14 protein-coding genes are annotated in these 14,971 nt (G+C 71.4%); 12 read left to right on the top strand and 2 right to left on the bottom strand.

The window, feature by feature from the left end; genetic code table 11:
- The first annotated feature begins 7 nt into the window (after window positions 1-7).
- The 6 genes from LV75_RS19490 to LV75_RS19465 all read left to right on the top strand — a co-directional run bounded on the left by LV75_RS19490 (window position 8) and on the right by LV75_RS19465 (window position 5,534).
- Window positions 8-424, top strand: coding sequence for a hypothetical protein (locus LV75_RS19490; RefSeq protein ID WP_253888377.1), 417 nt, complete (start codon window positions 8-10; stop codon window positions 422-424).
- Between the two features lie 140 nt (window positions 425-564).
- Window positions 565-1,761 (top strand): LLM class flavin-dependent oxidoreductase, encoded by a 1,197-nt coding sequence (locus tag LV75_RS19485; protein WP_253888376.1) that lies wholly within the window; start codon window positions 565-567, stop codon window positions 1,759-1,761.
- 11 nt (window positions 1,762-1,772) lie between these two features.
- Window positions 1,773-3,122 carry an NtaA/DmoA family FMN-dependent monooxygenase gene (locus LV75_RS19480; RefSeq protein WP_253888375.1) on the top strand — a complete coding sequence of 450 codons (1,350 nt, stop codon included), beginning with the start codon at window positions 1,773-1,775 and terminating at the stop codon, window positions 3,120-3,122.
- The gene (locus LV75_RS19475; protein ID WP_253888374.1) at window positions 3,119-4,162 is read left to right on the top strand and encodes an LLM class flavin-dependent oxidoreductase; all 1,044 of its coding nucleotides are present in this window, start codon (window positions 3,119-3,121) and stop codon (window positions 4,160-4,162) included. The genes LV75_RS19480 and LV75_RS19475 overlap by 4 nt, the downstream gene beginning before the upstream one ends.
- 53 nt (window positions 4,163-4,215) lie before the next feature.
- Window positions 4,216-4,878 (top strand): peptidylprolyl isomerase, encoded by a 663-nt coding sequence (locus LV75_RS19470; protein ID WP_253888373.1) that lies wholly within the window; start codon window positions 4,216-4,218, stop codon window positions 4,876-4,878.
- Between the two features lie 68 nt (window positions 4,879-4,946).
- A complete protein-coding gene (locus tag LV75_RS19465; protein ID WP_253888372.1) occupies window positions 4,947-5,534 on the top strand; it encodes a nucleotidyl cyclase domain-containing protein in 588 nt (195 codons plus the stop codon).
- A gap of 45 nt (window positions 5,535-5,579) precedes the next feature.
- Here LV75_RS19465 and LV75_RS35005 read toward each other — a convergent pair whose 3' ends face one another.
- Window positions 5,580-8,858: an RNA polymerase sigma factor gene (locus LV75_RS35005; protein WP_301319423.1), complete on the bottom strand. Its 3,279-nt coding sequence runs from the start codon at window positions 8,856-8,858 to the stop codon at window positions 5,580-5,582.
- A gap of 360 nt (window positions 8,859-9,218) precedes the next feature.
- Here LV75_RS35005 and LV75_RS19450 point away from each other — a divergent pair, with 360 nt between their 5' ends.
- Window positions 9,219-9,812 carry a TetR/AcrR family transcriptional regulator gene (locus tag LV75_RS19450; RefSeq protein WP_253888371.1) on the top strand — a complete coding sequence of 198 codons (594 nt, stop codon included), beginning with the start codon at window positions 9,219-9,221 and terminating at the stop codon, window positions 9,810-9,812.
- A gap of 307 nt (window positions 9,813-10,119) precedes the next feature.
- Here the strand turns inward: LV75_RS19450 and LV75_RS19445 are convergent, their stop codons facing one another.
- Window positions 10,120-11,085, bottom strand: a complete 966-nt coding sequence (locus LV75_RS19445; RefSeq protein WP_253888370.1) for an aldo/keto reductase — start codon at window positions 11,083-11,085, stop codon at window positions 10,120-10,122.
- 131 nt (window positions 11,086-11,216) lie between these two features.
- On the opposite strand from LV75_RS19445, the gene LV75_RS19440 reads away from it, so the two are divergent.
- From LV75_RS19440 to LV75_RS19420, 5 genes are all read left to right on the top strand, one after another.
- Window positions 11,217-12,548, top strand: coding sequence for an amidohydrolase (locus LV75_RS19440; protein ID WP_253888369.1), 1,332 nt, complete (start codon window positions 11,217-11,219; stop codon window positions 12,546-12,548).
- Window positions 12,549-12,550: 2 nt separating this feature from the next.
- Window positions 12,551-13,372 carry a dioxygenase family protein gene (locus LV75_RS19435; RefSeq protein ID WP_253888368.1) on the top strand — a complete coding sequence of 274 codons (822 nt, stop codon included), beginning with the start codon at window positions 12,551-12,553 and terminating at the stop codon, window positions 13,370-13,372.
- Window positions 13,373-13,488: 116 nt separating this feature from the next.
- A complete protein-coding gene (locus LV75_RS19430) occupies window positions 13,489-14,064 on the top strand; it encodes a GtrA family protein (RefSeq protein WP_253888367.1) in 576 nt (191 codons plus the stop codon).
- Window positions 14,065-14,129: 65 nt separating this feature from the next.
- On the top strand, window positions 14,130-14,582 hold the full coding sequence (locus LV75_RS19425) for a carboxymuconolactone decarboxylase family protein (protein ID WP_253888366.1): 453 nt from the start codon (window positions 14,130-14,132) through the stop codon (window positions 14,580-14,582).
- A gap of 74 nt (window positions 14,583-14,656) precedes the next feature.
- A complete protein-coding gene (locus tag LV75_RS19420; protein WP_253888365.1) occupies window positions 14,657-14,848 on the top strand; it encodes a ferredoxin in 192 nt (63 codons plus the stop codon).
- Window positions 14,849-14,971 lie beyond the last annotated feature (123 nt).

Below are 14,971 nucleotides of genomic sequence, written 5' to 3'. Positions count from 1 at the left end.
TCGTCGGATGGGGTTGTTCGGCCGGGAGCGCAAGCACGGGCGACACGCGGGTGAACCCCCGGGGAACACCGGTGGGGCAACGGTCGCGCCCCAGACCCCGGCTCCGACTCCGGTGCCCCCGACCACGGTGCCGCCGACCACGGCGGCGGGCGCGGTGTCGCTGCCCGCGACCGCGCAGCACCTGCTGGCCATGGGCGCGAGCGCCACCAAGGCCAGGGTCGAGTCGGTCACCGTCACCGGGTACGTGGTCGGCCAGGACCCGGTCGTCGACCTGCTGGTGAGCGTGGAACCCGGCCGCGGGCGGCGACCGGTGCCGCTGCGCACCGTCGTGCCCAGGATCACCGTGCCGCGCCAGGGCGAGACGGTGGTGCTGGTCACCGACCCCACCACCGGCGCCTACCTGTACGCGGGCCTGTCGCTCTGACCCGGCGTTTATTCCCGGCCCGGGTCTGATTCCCACGACTTGGCCGTCCCTGCCGACGCGCGCCACCGCGGCGCACAATCCGGCTGCGCGGAGATCACCGGATCACCGCGGGGACGACCGATCGGGGAAGGGGGCCGCCGGTGACAACCGGACCACATCTGGCGGTGGCGTTGGACGCGGCTGGCTGGCATCCCGCCGCGTGGCGGGCCGAGGACGCCCGCCCGCGCGAGCTGCTGAGCGCGGGCCACTGGGTGGAACTGGTGCGCGAGGCCGAGTCGGCCGCGCTGGACTTCGTGACCATCGAGGACACGCTCGGGCCGCGGGTCGACCCGTTCAACCCGTCGGGCACGGGCACCGACCAGGTCGACGGGCACCTGGACGCGGTGCTGGTCGCGGCCAGGGTCGCGCCGCTGACCTCGCGGATCGGGCTGGTGCCGACCGCGGTGGTGACCCACACCGAGCCGTTCCACCTGTCCAAGGCGATCGCCACGCTCGACTACGTGAGCTCCGGCCGCGCCGGGGTGCGGGTGCGGGTGGCGTGGACGCAGGAGGACAACCGGCTCTTCGGCAGGCGCGACATCGGCGAGGTCGACCTGGCCGACGCGAAGCTGGGTGATCAAGTCAGCCCGGTGTCGCAACTGTTCGACGAGACCGCCGACTACGTCGAGGTGCTGCGGCGGCTGTGGGACAGCTGGGAGGACGACGCGGAGATCCGCGACGCGGCCACCGGCCGGTTCGTCGACCGCGACAAGCTGCACTACATCGACTTCGAGGGCAAGTGGTTCTCCGTCAAGGGACCCTCGATCACCCCGCGACCGCCGCAGGGGCAGCCCGTGGTGACCTCGCTGGCGCACGCGGTGATCCCGTACCGGCTGGCCGCCCGCTCCGGCGACGTCGTCTACATCACGCCGCTGGACCGCGCCGAGGCCGTCGACACCCTGGCCGTGGTGCGCCAGGAGCAGGCCGTGGCCGGGCGCGAGCGCGACACGCTGCACGTCTTCGGTGACCTGGTGGTGTTCCTGGGCGAGACCACGCAGGCGGCGCGCGAGCACAAGGCGCGGCTGGATGACTGGGCAGGCGCCGAGTACGCCTCGGACACCCGGGTGTTCGTCGGCACGCCCGCGGAGCTGGCCGACGTGCTGCTGGACCTGCACGCCGCCGGGCTGTCGGGCTTCCGGCTGCGGCCCGCGGCGATCCCGCACGACCTGACCGCGATCACCCGCGGGCTGGTCCCGGAGCTGCGCTCCAGGGGCGCGTTCCGCACCGACTACGAGGCGAGCACGCTGCGCGGCCTGCTGGGGCTGGGCAGGCCCGCGAACCGCTACGCGGCAGTGTGAGGAGGACGGACATGGGCAAGCCGATCAAGCAGGTTCACCTCGCCGCGCACTTCCCCGGCGTGAACAACACGACGGTGTGGAGCGACCCGCAGGCGGGCAGCCACATCGAGTTCAGCTCCTTCGTGCGCCTGGCGCAGACCGCGGAGCGGGCGAAGTTCGACTTCTTCTTCCTCGCCGAGGGCCTGCGGCTGCGCGAGCAGGGCGGGCAGATCTACGACCTGGACGTGGTGGGGCGACCGGACACCTTCACCGTGCTGGCCGCGCTCGCCGCGGTCACCGAGCGGCTCGGTCTCGCCGGGACGATCAACTCCACGTTCAACGAGCCCTACGAGGTCGCGCGCCAGTTCGCCTCGCTGGACCACCTGTCCGCCGGGCGGGCGGCGTGGAACGTGGTGACCTCGTGGGACGCCTTCACCGGGGAGAACTTCCGCCGCGGCGGGTTCTTGCCGCAAGAGCAGCGCTACGAGCGGGCGCAGACGTTCCTGGACACGGCGCTGGAGCTGTTCGGCTCGTGGCGCGGTGACGAGGTCGTGGCGGACGCGGCGTCCGGGGTGTTCCTGAGCGACGCCGCGGCGGGGTCGTTCGCGCACAAGGACGCGCACTTCGACATCTCCGGGCGGTTCTCGGTGCCGCGCTCGCCGCAGGGCAAGCCGGTGATCCTGCAGGCGGGCGACTCCGACGGCGGCCGCGAGTTCGCCGCCGCCTCGGCCGACGCGATCTTCAGCAGGCACGGGACGCTGGAGGCGGGGCAGGCGTTCTACGCCGACGTCAAGGGGCGGCTGGCCAAGTACGGGCGGCGCCACGACCAGCTGGTCGTGCTGCCCGCGGCGACGTTCGTGCTGGGCGACACCGACGCCGACGCCCAGGAGCGCGCGGACGTGGTGCGCCACCAGCAGGTCAGCGGGCAGACCGCGATCAAGCTGTTGGAGCAGCTGTGGAACGCCGACCTGTCCGACCACGACCCGGACGGCCCGCTGCCCACCTTCGACCCGGTCGTCGGCGAGCACACGATCGCGCGCGGGCGGGCCAGCGTGCGGATGCACCGGGACCCGCTGGCGACCGCGCGCGAGTACCGGGCGCTGGCCGAGGCGAAGAACCTGTCCATCCGGGAGCTGATCATCCAGGTCAGCGGGCGGCAGACGTTCGTCGGCTCGGCGGCCACGGTGGCCGCGCGCATCGACGAGCTGGTGCAGGCGGACGCGGCGGACGGGTTCATCCTGGTGCCGCACGTGACGCCGGGCGGGCTGGACGAGTTCGCCGACACGGTGGTGCCGCTGCTGCAGGAGCGCGGGGTGTTCCGCACCGAGTACAGCGGCCCGACGCTGCGCGACCACCTGGGCCTGGACGGTGGGTCGGCGTGAAGTTCCTGCTCATCACGCTGATCACGCACACCGCGGACCCGATCACCGGGATCCAGGCGAGCAGCCGCGACCGGTTGCGCCAGGTCGTGGACACGGCGGTGCTGGCGGAGGAATTGGGGTTCGACGGGTACGGGGTGGGTGAGCGGCACGAGCGGCCGTTCATCTCCTCGTCCCCGCCGGTGGTGTTGAGCCACATCGCGGCGCGCACGTCGCGGATCCGGCTGTTCACCGCGGTGACCACGTTGAGCCTGCTGGACCCGGTACGCGCCTACGAGGACTACGCGACGCTGGACAACCTCGCCGACGGTCGGCTTGAGCTGATCATCGGCAAGGGCAACGGGAGCGCGCAGCGGGAACTGTTCCACGTCACGCCGGAAGACCAGTGGGCGCGCAACGCCGAGGGGTACGAGCTGTTCCGCCGGTTGTGGCGGGAGGACAAGGTCACCTGGTCCGGGCAGTTCCGCCCGTCGCTGGTCGACGCCGAGGTGTGGCCGAAGTCGCTGCAGCAGCCCATCCGCGTGTGGCACGGCAGCGCTACCAGCCGTGAGTCGGTCGAGTTGGCCGCCAAGTGGGGTGACCCGCTGTTCTCGGCGAACGTGACCAACCCGATCGAGCCTTACGCCGATCTGATCGAGTACTACCGCGAACGGTGGGCCCACTACGGGCACAAGCCCGCGGACGCGATCGTCGGGGCGGGTACCGCGGGCTACTACGCGGCCAAGACCTCGCAAGAGGCGCTCGCGACGTACCGGCCGATCTTCGAGGCGCGGCTGAACCTGTTCCTGCGGTTGGGGGTGGAGCCGGTGTTCGACTCCCTGGAGGACTTCGTGGCGCGCAGTTCGGCGCTGGTGGGCAGCCCGGAGCAGATCGTGGACAAGGTCGGCCGCTACCACGAGCGGTTCGGCCACCAGGTGCTGCACATCAGCGCGGACGGCGACGGGCTGACCCCGGCGCAGCACCGGGCGACGCTGGAGTTGTTCCAGGCCGAGATCGCGCCGGTGCTGTCGAAGACGATCCCGGACCCGCACTGGCTCGGGTAGGGCCGTTATCCGTAGAACCCAGGGGGATTGCGCGGACCGCTAGCGTGCCAGGAATGAAGCGAACTCTGCTCGTCGCTACCCTCGCGCTGGCGGCCGCGACCCTGCCCGCCGTGCCCGCGTCCGCCACCGGTCACGGTGGCGGCGGTACCGTCCAGTGCCAGTTCACCCCGACGCCGGAGAACCCGGCCGCTCGCCCGGTGACCGTGCCCAAGTCCCGCGCGAAGGCGCACGGGAACGTGTCGGTGACCATCCGCACCAACTACGGCCGGTTGGACCTGCTCCTCAACCGGGACAACGCCCCGTGCGCCGTGCACAACCTGCTGCACCTGGCCCGCGCGGACTTCTACGACGACTCGCAGTGCTTCCGCCTCACCAACAGCCCGCGGCTGGGTGTCCTGCAGTGCGGCGACATCTACCGCGCCGAGGAGGGCGGCCCCGGCTACAAGTTCCCGGACGAGGTGACCGGCAAGGAGACCTACCCGCGCGGCACCATCGCGATGGGCAACCAGGGGCCGGGCACCAACGGCAGCGAGTGGTTCATCGTGCACTCGGTCGCCCAGATCAGCCCGGTGTACACGGTGCTGGGCCGGGTCACCCGCGGCATCGAGGTCCTCGACCGCATCGTCGCCGCGGGCATCACCCCCGACGGCGCGACCGACGGCGCCCCGAAGCGCCCGGTCCGGGTGTACGACGTGCGCATCGGGCACGACTGCTGAGGTGGGCGGGGAGAAGTCGGCCGGATCCGGCACGTCCTGACCAAGAGCCGGTCAGGACGGGAGGGGTCATGGTGATCGAGGAGTGGGTGCGCGCACGGCGGAGCAGCCCGCGGCACCGGTCGATCGTGGTGCTCGACATGGTGGGGTCGTCGCGCTGGGACGACCCGGGGCAGCTGCGGGCCCGAGCCGCCCTGCAGTCGGTGGTCCGCGGCGCGTTCCGCCGCGCGGGCATCCCCTGGTGGCGCCTGGTCGTGGCGGACCGGGGCGACGGGATGCTGATCCTGGTGCCGCCGTCGGTGTCCAAAGTGGACCTCCTGGACCCGCTGGTCCCCGCGCTGTCGTCCCGGCTCGGCGAGTACAACGCGGGCGCCAGGACCCGGATCAGGCTGCGGGTGGCCATCCACGCCGGAGAGGTCCTGCGCGCCGACACCGGCTGGATCGGCACCGACGTCAACCTGGCCTGCCGGTTGGTGGACGGCGAACCGCTCTACGCCGAACTCGCCCGGTCGTCGTCGGACCTGGTCCTGGTGGTCTCCGAACGCATCCACGACGCGGTGGTGCGGCACGGGTACCGGGGAATAGACCCGTCGGCTTACGTGCCGGTGCGCATCGTGGTGAAGGAATCGGACGTGCGCGCTTCCCTGTTGGTCGCGTAGTGGGAGGCCCCTTCGCCGGGGCCTCCCACGGCCTGCTCGGTCGGATCAGGACCAGTCGCGCACAACGAGAGTGGTACTACCGGCACCGGTCAACAGCCCTTCCAACTCCGGCGCGTACGCCACCAGACCGGCCGCCGTTACGGTGAACGGGATGGCGGCCCCACTAGCGCGGATCACCCGGTGCTTCCCCGGCAGCAAGCGAAAGACGCGTCGCTGAGGATAGGCATCCACAGTGGTTGTAGCGCTGGCGTCAAGCGTGATCGGCCGACCGTGCACGGCCAAGGTGGTGCTACCGGCGCCGGTCAGCAACCCTTCCAAGTCCGATGTGTAGGCCACTCGCCCTAGCGCGGTCACGGAGAACGCCACCGCGTTGTTCTCGGCACTGACGACCCGGTGGTTGCCAGGCAGGACTCGCACCTCCCGCCGAGGCTGATAAGCGGGCCACCCAAGCCCGCCCAGGGTGACATTGGAAGCGTCCAAACCGGAAGTGTCGAGGGTGATCGCTCGACCATGAACCGTGAGAGTCGCGCTACCAGCCCCGGACACCAGCCCCTCCAGGGCCGACGAGTAAGCCACCTGACCCGACGCGGTCACCGAGAACGGCACTGAGTTCCCCTCAACACTCACCACCCGGTGACTCCCCGGCAACACCCGCACCTCCCGCCGAGGCCGATAGGCAGGCCAACCAAGTCCACCAACCGAGACGTTCGTGGCGCTCAAAGCGGAAGTGTCGAGGGTGATCGCTCGGCCATGAACCGTGAGAGTCGTGCCGCCCGCACCCGTCAACAGCCCTTCCACATCCGACGAGTAGGCCACTCGACCCGATGCGGTCACCGAGAACGGAACCGAGTTCCCCTCAACACTCACCACCCGATGACTCCCCGGCAACACCCGCACCGCGCGCCGTGGTTGATAAGCAGGCCACCCAAGACCACCAACCGAGACGTTCGTGGCGCTCAGAGCCGAAGTGTCAAGCGTGATCAGCCGACCGTGGACCACAAGGGTCGTGCTACCTGCCCCGGACACCAGGCCCTCCAGGTCAGCCGAGTAGGCCACCTGGCCCGACCCGGTCACGGAGAACGGAATCGAGTTCCCCTCAACACTCACGACCCGGTAGCTCCCCGGCAGCACCCGCACCTCCCGCCGGGGCCGATAAGCAGGCCAACCAAGCCCGCCGAGAGTGACGTTCGTGGCGCTCAAGGCAGAACTGTCGACAGTGATCCGCAAGCCGTGCACCGCCAGGGTCGGGCTACCCGCGCCGGTCAGCAGCCCCTCCAACTCGGGCGCGTAAGTCACTTGGCCGGACCGGGTTATCCCGAAAGGAACCGAGCTTCCCTCACCACTCACCAGCCGTTGCCCACCCGGCAGCAAGCGAACCGTGCGCCGTGGTTGGTTGGCGGGCCAGCCGAGGCCTGCCACGGAGACGTTGCTGGCGTCCAGGCCGGACGTGTCGAGGGCGACCGGTAAGCCGTGGAGGGTGAGGGTGGTGGTGCCGGACCCGGTGAGCAGGCCTTCCAGGTCGGTGGCGTACTCGACGGTGCCGGAGGGGGTGAGGGTGAAGGGGAGGGGGTTGCCCGCCACGGGGATCGCGCTGTGGCCGCCCGGTAACAGGCGCAGGGTGCGGATGGGCTGGTAGGTGGGCCATCCGGTGCCGGTAACGGTCGCGTTGGTGTAGTCGACGCCGGTGGTGTTGAGGGTTACGGGGTGGCCGTGGACGGCCAGGGTCGTGCTTCCTCTGCCGGTGAGGGTGCCTTCGTGGGCGGGGCCGTAGGTCACGCGGTGGTCGTCGGTGATGTGGAACGGGATGCGGTGGCCCAGTTGGGTGCTGACGGCGTGGTCGCCGGGAGGGAGTTGGACCCGCTGCGGGGCGCGGGTGTCGTACCAGGTGCCGTCCACGGCGAAGGTCGTGTAGGAGAGGGCGGTGGCGTCGACCTCGACAGCGGCCGGCTCCGGACGGACCACCGTCGGGGAAGAAGTGGTCGACGAAGTAGTGGTGGTGGTCAAGGGAGCGCTGGTCGAGGAAACCGTGGTGGGAGCACTGGTCGAGGGAGCAGTGGTCCGGGCGGGCGTGGTGGTGACCGCGGGTTCGGCGGACGGGCCCGCCACCTCGGCGACCGGGCGTGGCGGCTCGGGGAGCGACGGGACCGATTGGGCCACGGCACTGGGCGCCTGGGGCTCGACAGGCGAAGACGTACCGGGTGGACCCGCGACCGGCGGGCTCGCCTGCGGCTCGTGGTCGGTGGTCAGCAACGTGATCACCACCGCCGCGAGCACCACCACGCCACTGGCCGCCGCGACAACAATGCGGTGGAGGGCGTCCGGGTTGTCCTGCGCGAGCCGCGACACCGCCGCCGGTTGGTGCAGCGCGACCTTGGTGGCCACGACCGCCCGCACGCGCTCCAGCACCCCAGGCCGCTCGGCCACCGCCGCGGCGGCCCTTTCGGCCGTCCGGTCCACCACCGCCAGCACCGCGCGGCGGCGCTCCTCCTCGTCGCGCGGCAACCCGAGCAGGCCGGGTCCCCACGCCCACCGGCTGTAGTCCTTGGCCTCTTGCGCGCGCGGCGTGCAGGCGGGACAACCGTTGACGTGGTTGAGCAACGTCGCGGCCTGGGTCGGGTCGAGCACCAGGTCGTGGCCCGCGCGGACCTGCTCGGCCCGCAGCACCGAGTCCATCGTGCCCGCCAGCGCCGGGCAGTCCTGCCTGCCGGTGCGCGCGGTGACCAGCACGCCGATCAGCGACAGCACCCGGCCGCGGGAGCGGTTCAACTGGCGGTTGACGATGGTGACCGAGCGCCCGAGGGCCTCGGCCAACTCGGTGCCCACCACCCAGCGGCGACGTTGGACGGTCAGCTCGATGTGGGTGCGCAGCAGGGTGGCGTCGTCCTCGCGCAGCCCCCTGGTCGCCGCGTCGACGGTCTCCCACAGCCGCCGCCGGTCCATCAGGAACTCCAGGTCGGACGGCAGCTCGGGCGGGTCGACCCGGTCGAGCTCCCACACCGGGTCGGTCCCGCCGCTCGCCACCTCGTCGGGCAACTCCCCCACCGGTTCGCCCTGGTAGCGCCGTTTCAGCAGGTTCTTGGCGATCCCGGTCAGCCACGCCCCCAGCACCTCGGGCCGAGCGCCGCCGCGGATGCCCTCCAGCGCCCTGGTGATCACCTCGCTGACGAGGTCGTCCACGTCGGCGGAGTCGGTCCTGGCGCGGAAGAAGCGCCGCAGCCACGGCTGCCAGCGCTCGAAGAGCTCCCGCCCGGCGGCGGTCTCGCCGGCGCGCAACCGGTCCACCAGCGACCGGTCCTGTCCCTGTCCGATGTGCGGGGTGTCCATGGCGTTCTCCCGAGGTCGACACGGCATGCCGGGAGGTACGTGGCGGCTGGGGCGCGGTTCTCCCCGCGACCACGCGGGTTTCCCCCGCCATGGTGGCGAGCCGGGTCGAGCGGGCGGAAGGCCGGTGACCACAATGACCAGGTTCTGTCCCTTGACACCAGCGCACCCGGCGGTCAGGCACCCGGGTCGGGAGTGGACGGTCCGCCTCGGCGGCCACCAGCAGTTCGGCGGGAAAGCGCCGCGCGGGGGCGGCTCGTGGCAGGATTGCGCCATCCGGTCCGCGCGGCAGGGGACACCGGACACCGGTTGACCGTTACACTATCGGCCACTGTACGACCCCCTTGTCCTCGAAGGAGCACGATGCCCAAGGTCATCGACCACGACGAGCGTCGCGCGCACATCGTGGAGGTGACCTGGGGCCTGATCATGCGCGGCGGCCTGGAAGCCGCGACGATGCGCGAGATCGCCGAGGCCGCCGGGTTCGCCAACGGGGCGCTCAAGCGGTACTTCCCCAGCAAGGACGTGCTGGTGGAGGCCACCTTCGAACGCGCGCTCAGCATGGTCAACACCCAGGTCGGCGACCCGGCGCAGGAGCAGTCGGCGCTGGCCGCGCTGCGCACCCTGTGCACCGCGACGATGCCGCTGGACGCCAAGCGGGTGACCGCGGGGCGAGTCCTGCTCGCGTTCTGGGAGATGTCGCTGTCGAACAAGCGCCTGCACGACCGCTACCTGACCCACCTCAAGGCCTGGCGCGGCCTGCTGGCCGACCACATCCGCCGGGCCCGCGCCGAGGGCGACATCCGCACCGCCGTCCCGGACGCCCAACTGGTGGACGAACTCGTGCTCCTGCACGCGGGCGCCAACGTGATGAGCCTGGTCGGTGCCCGCTACTCCACCCGCAAGCTGCAGAAGGCCCACCTGGACGCCTTCTTCGAGCGGATCACCCAGCCCTGACCCGGGCGCACCCAATACACAGATTTACCGGGCCGGGCGGCGCCGCGTGGACAACCCACACGCGTAGACCCGTGGACCCACCGGCAACGAGCGGGGGACCTGTTCGACAGGCAGGTCCCCCACCCGCCTCCTCTCAGGCGATCACACCGTCGAGGAAGCCACCACGCGGGCGTGCGTGATCCACCAGGTCGATTCTCCCGGTCCCCACCCGTAGACGCACAACAGCCGAACTCCCGGTCCAGCCTCCAGTTGTTCCTCCACAGTGGACGGACCGGGGCCCGCGCACCCGGTCCGACCAGCCACGGGACTACCAGGAGCCGTCCGCGTTGACCGCCTTGTCCGCCCACAGGGGATCGAGGGCGGCGCGCAGCGCCGGGCCGTGCTCCTGGGCCAGGGCGAGCGCGGCGAGGTTGTCCTCCAGCTGGGAAATCCTGCTGACGCCGAAGAGCACGTTCGACACGGCCGGGTTGAGCAGGCAGAAGGCGATGGCCACCTGGGCGGCGGTCGCGCCGTGGCGGGCGGCGACCTCGGCGACCACGTCCGCGGCCGCGCGGATGGTGTCGCGGATGCCGCCGGGGTCGGCGCCGATCTTGCGCTCGGGGAACTTGCGACCGGCGAGGATGCCGCCCTCGAAGACGTCGGAGGCCTGCAGGGCGAGCCTGCCCTCGGTGAAGTGCGGGAGGTAGTACTGCCCCTCGGCCATGCTGCGGCGGGCGACGCTGTACTTGAGCTGGGCGAAGATCGGCGCCACCATGCCCTCTTCGGCGGCGAAGTCGAGCGCGCGCCGCAGGTCGGCGGCCACCCAGTTGTTGACCCCCCAGACCGCGAAGCGGCCCGCGCGGATCTGCTCGTTGACATCGGTGACGATCTGGGCGATGTCGGGGGGCGACATGTAGTCGCCGACCACCACGCTGTCCGCGCGGTCGGTGCCGATGCGCTCCAGGGAGGTGGTCATCTGCTGCTCGAAGCTGGTCGTGGGGTACTCCCACAGCCACAACTTGCCGCACAGGTGGTACTCCTCGCGGGCCACGCCCGCGGCGCGCACGACCTCGCCGAAGATGATGTCGGTGCGGGCCTGCTCGGCGTGCGGGCCCATGTTGTAGTGCGCGACGTCGAACAGGGTCACCCCGGCGGCCAGCGCGCGGCGCAGCAGGGCCACCGCGTCGTCGAACGCCATCCGGTCCCAGGTGTTCCACGACCCCAGCCCGAACAGCGAGACGTCCGGTCCACCTGGCCCCAGCGGCCGGACCGGGATGCGGTTGACCTGCGCCATGCGTCCTCCTACCCGTGGAATGGTTGGGTTAGTCTACACACATAGACTAAAAACGGGGAGAATCCCGTTCGCCCACCTATACTGTGCCCTGCTCCACCCCGCTTGATCTACAGTTGTTGACGGAGGACACCGTGGCCGACCCGAAGACCGCCGACCTCGTGCTCACCGGTGGCACGGTGCTCACCCTCGACGCCGCCGACACCGAGAGCACCGCGCTGGCCGTGGCGGACGGACGGGTCGTGGCCCTCGGCGAGGTGGCGCACCTGATCGGGCCGAACACCCACGTGGTGGACCTCTACGGCCGCACCGTGCTGCCCGGCATCAACGACTCGCACCTGCACGGGGCCTGGCTGGGCACCCTGTGGCCGGGCACCCTGCTCGGCGCGGGCGGGATGGCCGACGCGGGCGCGCAGCGGCTGAGCACCCCCGCCGAGCGCCGCGCCGCCATCCAGCGCGCGGGCGACGTCATCGCCGCCCTGGGCATCACCAGCTACACCGAACCCGGCCTGGGTCCCGGTGAGGACAACGGGCAGACCGGCTGCTTCTCCACCGGCGTGCTCGAGGAGTACGCCGCGATGGCCAACGAGGGCCTGCTGCGCGCCAGGGTCACCGTCCTGCGGCTGTTCGGCGAGCTCGACGGCCCCAGCACGCTCGCCGACTTCGAGGCGGGCATGAGCTCCGCGACCCCGGCGACCGACCCGCGCTGGCTCACCGTCGCGGGCGTCAAGATCTTCGCCGACGGCATCCCGCCGATGCGCTCGGCGTGGACGCACCGCTGCTACGCCGACGGCTCCCAGGGCCACCTGCTGGTCGAGGGCACCGACCTGGCCGAGCGCGAGGCCAACCTGCGCCGCATGATCGACTTAGCGCACCGGGCAGGCGCGCAGATCGGCGTGCACGCCACCGGAGACCGCTCCATCGAGGTCACCGTCTCGGCCATGGCCGACGCCATCGCCGCGCACGGCCCGGCTGGCAGGCACTACCTGATCCACGGCGATCTGGTCGGCACCGAGGTCCTGGCGCGGCTGCCGGAGTTGGGCATCGGCCTCAACACCCAGCCGGGCATCGCGGTGATGACCGGCGACTGGCTCTCCGCCGCCCTCGGCGAGGAGGCGCTGGCCGGGGCGTGGCCGCTGCGGCAGGCCTTCGAGCAGGGGGTCCGGGTGTGCTTGAGCTCCGACGCCCCGGTCATCGAGCCGGACTGGCGGCGCTGGGTGGCCGCGGCGGCCGAGTGGATGGGCGCCAAGGCGAGCCCGGAACTGATGCGGCAACTGCTGCGCGGCTACACCGTCACGCCTGCCGAGCAGGACGGCGCGGAGTCGTGGAAGGGCTCGCTGGAGGTGGGCAAGGTCGCCGACCTGTGCGTGCTGGAGGCCAACCCGCTGGAGGTCGCCCCCGCCGACCTCCCCCACGTCGGGGTGAACCTGACCGTCGTCGGCGGCCGCATCGTCTACGAGAGCTGACCGTGGCAAGCGATCACCCGCGCCAGGACGTGGCACACAACGACGACCACGACGACGACCCGGTGGGTCGTGTCCTGGGTAGACGGCAAGCGCTGGCCCTGCTCGGCCTTGGCGCGGCGGCCATGACCCTGGCGGCGTGCACCAGCGAGGCGAGCGACCAGCCGGTGGACTGCGTGGCCCGACCGGAGCAGATGGAGGGTCCGTACTTCGTCGACGAGAACCTCGACCGCTCCGACATCCGGTCCGACCCGGACACCGGGGTCCGGGTGGCGGGCACGCCGCTGGCGCTCGCGCTCACCGTGCTGCGGCTCGACGGCGGCGGGTGCCAACCCCTGGCGGGCGCGGTCGTCGACATCTGGCACTGCGACGCGGCGGGCGACTACTCCGACATAGCCAGTGAGGGCACCACCGGCACCAAGCACCTGCGCGGCCTGCAGGTCGGCGACTCCGCAGGCCGCGTCGCGTTCACCACCGTCCTGCCCGGGTGGTACGAGGGCCGGGCGGTCCACATCCACGTGAAGGTCCGCACCACCGGCGCCGACGGCAAGGCCTACGAGTTCACCTCGCAGCTGTACTTCCCCGACGAGCTCACCGCGCGCTACCTGGCCACCGGCCCCTACCAGGCGCACGGACCGGCCGACACGACCAACAAGACCGACCAGCTCTACAAACAGGGCGGCGACCAACTGCTGCTCGCCCCGGTCGAGGCCGAGGTCGACGGCACCAGCGGATACCGGGCGGGGTTCACCCTGGCGCTCGACCTGACAGACACCGCGGTGGGCGGCGACGACGCGATGGGCCCGATGCCGCTGCCGACCGGCTGACCACCCGACCGCCCGACCGCCTGACCGCCTGACCGCCCGCCCACCCGCCCAAAAGGTCTGGACCAATTTGCGTTCGCGCCGGTGAATCCGGCGCCGTTTCGGCTAGCCTGGGGCGCATGCCCCTCCGCGACGTGGCCCTGCGCGTCCTGCCTGCCCGGCTGCGGCCGCTCGCGCTCAAGCACCGCGAGCTGCTGAAGTTCGGCGTCGTCGGCAGCGTCGCCTACCTGGTGGACAACGGCACCTGGTACCTGCTGAAGCTGACCGTGCTCGAGCCCAAGCCGGTCGTCGCGAAGGCCATCGGGGTCATCCTGGCCACGATCGTGTCCTACATCCTCAACCGCGAGTGGTCCTTCGACACCCGCGGCGGCCGCGAGCGCCACCACGAGGCCGCGCTGTTCTTCGCCATCAGCGGCGCCTCGCTGTTCTTCTACACCGCCCCGCTCTACCTCTCGCGCTACGTGTTCGACCTGGAGCAGCCGCACGTCAGCGCGCTCTCGCAGGAGGTGGCCGACTTCCTGTTCGGGTCCATCGTGGGCACGGTGATCGCGATGGTGTTCCGGTGGTGGGCGTTCAAGAAGTGGGTCTTCCCCAACGCCGACGCCCGCGCGCCGCGGCGGGACCGCAAGCTGGGCAAGCTCGTGCCCTACACCGGCCCGGCCGGTGTCGTGGATCACACGCCCAGCAAGAACTGAGCTGTCACACCCTCCCCCGTCGCCCCGTCCTCCCCGTGACAGCGACGAAATCTGGAGGGACCGACATGCAGGCACGGATGGACAACCCGACCGCCGTCATCCCCGAGGCCATGAAGGCACTGCTCGCCTTCGGCAAGGCCGCCTCGGGCCAGGGGGTCGAGGAGTCGACCATCGAGCTGGTGAAGTTGCGCGCCAGCCAGATCAACGGGTGCAGCGCGTGCGTCCACATGCACGCCAGGGACATGCGCAAGGCCGGGGAGAGCGACGAGCGGCTGTTCACCGTCGCGGCGTGGCGGGAGGCGCCGTTCTTCACCGACGCCGAGCGGGTGGCGCTGGAGCTGACCGAGGTGCTGACCCGGCTGGCCGACACCGCGAACCCGGTGAGCGACGCGCTGTGGGCGCGGGTGCGCGAGCACTACGACGAGCGGGCGACCTCGGCGCTGCTGGTGGCCATCGCCAACATCAACGTGTGGAACCGGCTCAACGCCGCGGTGCACCAGGTCGCCGGTTCCTGGTGAGCACGGGGCGTGCCCGAGCGGGTGCGCCGAGTGCATGATGGTGGGGTAGCACCATCTCCGGGGGAGGCAGGTCGATGAGGGTCGTCGTGGACAGTGACCGCTGTGTCGGGTCGGGGATGTGCGTGCTGACCCAGCCCGAGGTGTTCGACCAGAGCGAGGACGACGGCACGGTCGTGCTGCTGCGCCCGGACCCCGCGCCGGAGCAGGAGCGCGACGTGCTCACCGCCGTGCACACCTGCCCGGCGCAAGCGATCAGCGCGGACTGACCGCCTAGGCGCTGTCCTGTGGGTCTGGTGCGTGGGATCGGTGATCCGCGTGGCTCCTGGGCGCACGGGCGCGGGTAGCGCGTGCCTGACTTGCAGGACAGCGCCTAGGGGCCGATGCGTCGA

The sequence above is a fragment of the Actinokineospora diospyrosa genome, assembly GCF_024171925.1.
Lineage (GTDB): Bacteria > Actinomycetota > Actinomycetes > Mycobacteriales > Pseudonocardiaceae > Actinokineospora > Actinokineospora diospyrosa.
Note: the sequence above shows the minus strand (reverse complement) of the source record. Positions and strands in the feature narration are given on the sequence as shown.

Bases quoted from the DNA above. Each gene is read 5' to 3' on its own strand.
- LV75_RS19425 (WP_253888366.1), top strand. From the start codon at position 14,130: ATGCAGGCACGGATGGACAACCCGACCGCCGTCATCCCCGAGGCCATG.
- LV75_RS19450 (WP_253888371.1), top strand. From the start codon at position 9,219: ATGCCCAAGGTCATCGACCACGACGAGCGTCGCGCGCACATCGTGGAG.
- LV75_RS19430 (WP_253888367.1), top strand. From the start codon at position 13,489: ATGCCCCTCCGCGACGTGGCCCTGCGCGTCCTGCCTGCCCGGCTGCGG.
- LV75_RS19465 (WP_253888372.1), top strand. From the start codon at position 4,947: ATGGTGATCGAGGAGTGGGTGCGCGCACGGCGGAGCAGCCCGCGGCAC.
- LV75_RS19490 (WP_253888377.1), top strand. From the start codon at position 8: ATGGGGTTGTTCGGCCGGGAGCGCAAGCACGGGCGACACGCGGGTGAA.
- LV75_RS19480 (WP_253888375.1), top strand. From the start codon at position 1,773: ATGGGCAAGCCGATCAAGCAGGTTCACCTCGCCGCGCACTTCCCCGGC.
- LV75_RS19470 (WP_253888373.1), top strand. From the start codon at position 4,216: ATGAAGCGAACTCTGCTCGTCGCTACCCTCGCGCTGGCGGCCGCGACC.
- LV75_RS19420 (WP_253888365.1), top strand. From the start codon at position 14,657: ATGAGGGTCGTCGTGGACAGTGACCGCTGTGTCGGGTCGGGGATGTGC.
- LV75_RS35005 (WP_301319423.1), bottom strand. From the start codon at position 8,858: ATGGACACCCCGCACATCGGACAGGGACAGGACCGGTCGCTGGTGGAC.
- LV75_RS19445 (WP_253888370.1), bottom strand. From the start codon at position 11,085: ATGGCGCAGGTCAACCGCATCCCGGTCCGGCCGCTGGGGCCAGGTGGA.